Consider the following 2,866-nt stretch of genomic DNA (forward strand, 5'->3'; position numbering starts at 1 on the left):
ACGACCAACAGCAATGTGGCGTCACTGTCGACGTCCACGTCAACCGGCATCGCATCGTTGTCGACCTCGACTTCCACTGGTCTGAGTACGACCAACAGCAATGTGGCGTCACTGTCGACGTCCACGTCAACCGGCATCGCATCGTTGTCGACCTCGACTTCCACGGGGCTGAGCACGACCAACAGCAATGTTTCGTCGCTTTCCACCTCGACATCTACAGGTCTGAGTACCACTAATAGCAATGTGGCGTCACTGTCGACATCCACGTCAACTGGCATCGCATCGCTGTCGACATCAACTTCGACCGGCCTGAGCACAACCAACAGCAACGTGTCGTCGCTGTCGACCTCGACATCTGCAGGTCTGAGTACAACGAATAGCAATGTGGCGTCGTTGTCGACGTCCACGTCAACTGGCATCGCATCGCTGTCGACATCGACATCGAGCGGCCTGAGCACGACCAATAGCAGTGTCTCGTCGTTGTCCACATCGACTTCCACTGGTCTGAGCACGACTAATAGCAGTGTCTCGTCGCTCTCCACATCGACTTCTACTGGTTTGAGCACCACGAACAGCAATGTGGGTTCATTGTCGACTGGCTTGAGCTCAACCAACAGCAACGTGTCGTCGCTGTCGACCTCGACCTCGACGGGTATCAGCACAACGCAAAGTGGGGTGAATTCGCTGTCGACCTCAACCTCGACGGGCATTAGCACGAATGCCAGCAACATCGGTTCGCTGTCGACAGGCTTGAGCACAACCAACAGTAACGTGACATCGTTGTCGACTTCGACGTCAACGGGTCTGAGCACGACCAATAGCAGTGTGTCATCACTGTCAACCTCGACTTCGACGGGCATCAGTACGAACGCGAGCAACATCGGTTCGTTGTCGACGGGGCTGAGCACAACCAACAGCAATGTGACTTCATTGTCGACATCGACCTCGGCCGGCATCAGCACGGCGCAAAGCGGCGTGAATTCGCTGTCGACCGGCCTGAGCACAACGAACAGCAATGTGGGTTCATTGTCGACCGGCTTGAGCACAACGAACAGCAATGTGGGTTCATTGTCGACCGGCTTGAGCACAACCAACAGCAACGTCACATCGTTGTCGACTTCGACCTCAACCGGTCTGAGCACGACCAATAGCAGTGTGTCATCGCTTTCGACCTCAACTTCGACGGGCATCAGTACGAACGCGAGCAACATCGGCTCGTTGTCGACAGGGCTGAGTACGACCAACAGCAACGTAACGTCGCTGTCAACTTCGACCTCGACGGGGCTGAGCACGACCAACAGCAATGTGGCTTCGTTATCGACTTCAACCTCGACGGGTATCAGCACAACGCAAAGCGGCGTGAATTCGCTGTCGACCTCGACCTCAACGGGTCTGAGCACTGCCAATAGCAATGTGGCTTCGCTGTCTACTTCAACCTCGACCGGTATCAGCACGGCGCAAAGCGGCGTGAATTCGCTGTCTACGGGTTTGAGCACAACCAACAGCAACGTGACGTCGCTGTCAACGTCGACCTCGACCGGCATTGCATCACTGTCGACAGGAGTTGCTAATTCTGTTCAATATGACAACCCTGGTCACACCAGCGTTACTTTGGGAGGGGTTGGTGCGACAACGCCAGTGACCCTTACCAATGTGGCTGCCGGCGTGAATCCAACCGATGCTGTGAACTACGGTCAGTTGTCGTCTTTGTCCACTTCGGCGTCGACGGGCATCACTTCACTGTCAACCGGCTTGAGCACGACCAATAGCAGCGTGTCATCGCTGTCGACCTCGACTTCGACCGGCATCAGCACCAACGCCAGCAACATCGGTTCGTTGTCGACAGGGCTGAGCACAACCAACAGCAACGTGACATCGTTGTCGACTTCGACCTCAACGGGGCTGAGCACAGCCAACAGTAATGTGATCTCGCTGTCAACGTCGACTTCGACTGGCATCAGCACGGCGCAAAGCGGCGTGAATTCATTGTCCACAGGTCTGAGTACGACGAACAGCAATGTGGGTTCGTTGTCGACTTCGACGTCAACGGGTCTGAGCACGACCAACAGCAACGTGACGTCGCTGTCGACCTCGACTTCGACTGGCATCAGCACCAACGCCAGCAACATCGGCTCGCTGTCGACCGGCCTGAGCACAACCAACAGCAACGTGACGTCACTGTCAACTTCGACTTCGGCTGGCATCAGCACTAACGCCAGCAACATCGGCTCGTTGTCGACAGGATTGAGCACGACCAACAGCAATGTGACGTCGTTGTCGACCTCGACTTCGACTGGCATCAGCACTAACGCCAGCAACATCGGCTCGTTGTCGACTGGCCTGAGCACGACCAACAGCAATGTGACGTCGTTGTCGACCTCGACTTCGACTGGCATCAGTACGAACGCCAGCAACATCGGTTCGCTGTCGACAGGCCTGAGCACTACCAACAGCAACGTGACCTCGCTGTCGACCTCAACTTCGACCGGCATCAGTACGAACGCCAGCAACATCGGTTCGTTGTCGACTGGTCTGAGCACTACCAATAGCAACGTGACGTCGTTGTCAACGTCTACTTCGACCGGCATCAGCACGAACGCCAGCAATATTGGCTCGTTGTCGACAGGGCTGAGCACAACCAACAGCAACGTGACGTCGCTGTCGACCTCGACTTCGACCGGCATCAGCACTAACGCCAGCAACATCGGCTCGTTGTCGACAGGCTTGAGCACGACCAACAGCAATGTGACCTCGCTGTCGACCTCAACTTCGACCGGCATCAGCACGAACGCCAGTAATATTGGTTCGTTGTCGACCGGCCTGAGCACAACCAACAACAACGTGACGTCGTTGTCAACGTCCACTT

At 55.9% G+C, this 2,866-nt stretch carries 1 protein-coding gene; it reads left to right on the forward strand.

The genetic code is table 11. The features are described from left to right. The coding region (locus AC07RZ_RS04820; protein ID WP_494667269.1) for a beta strand repeat-containing protein at window positions 1-2,866 on the forward strand (2,866 nt) is incomplete at both ends.

It is taken from the genome of Collimonas sp. GW821-FHT07E08 (assembly GCF_059418905.1).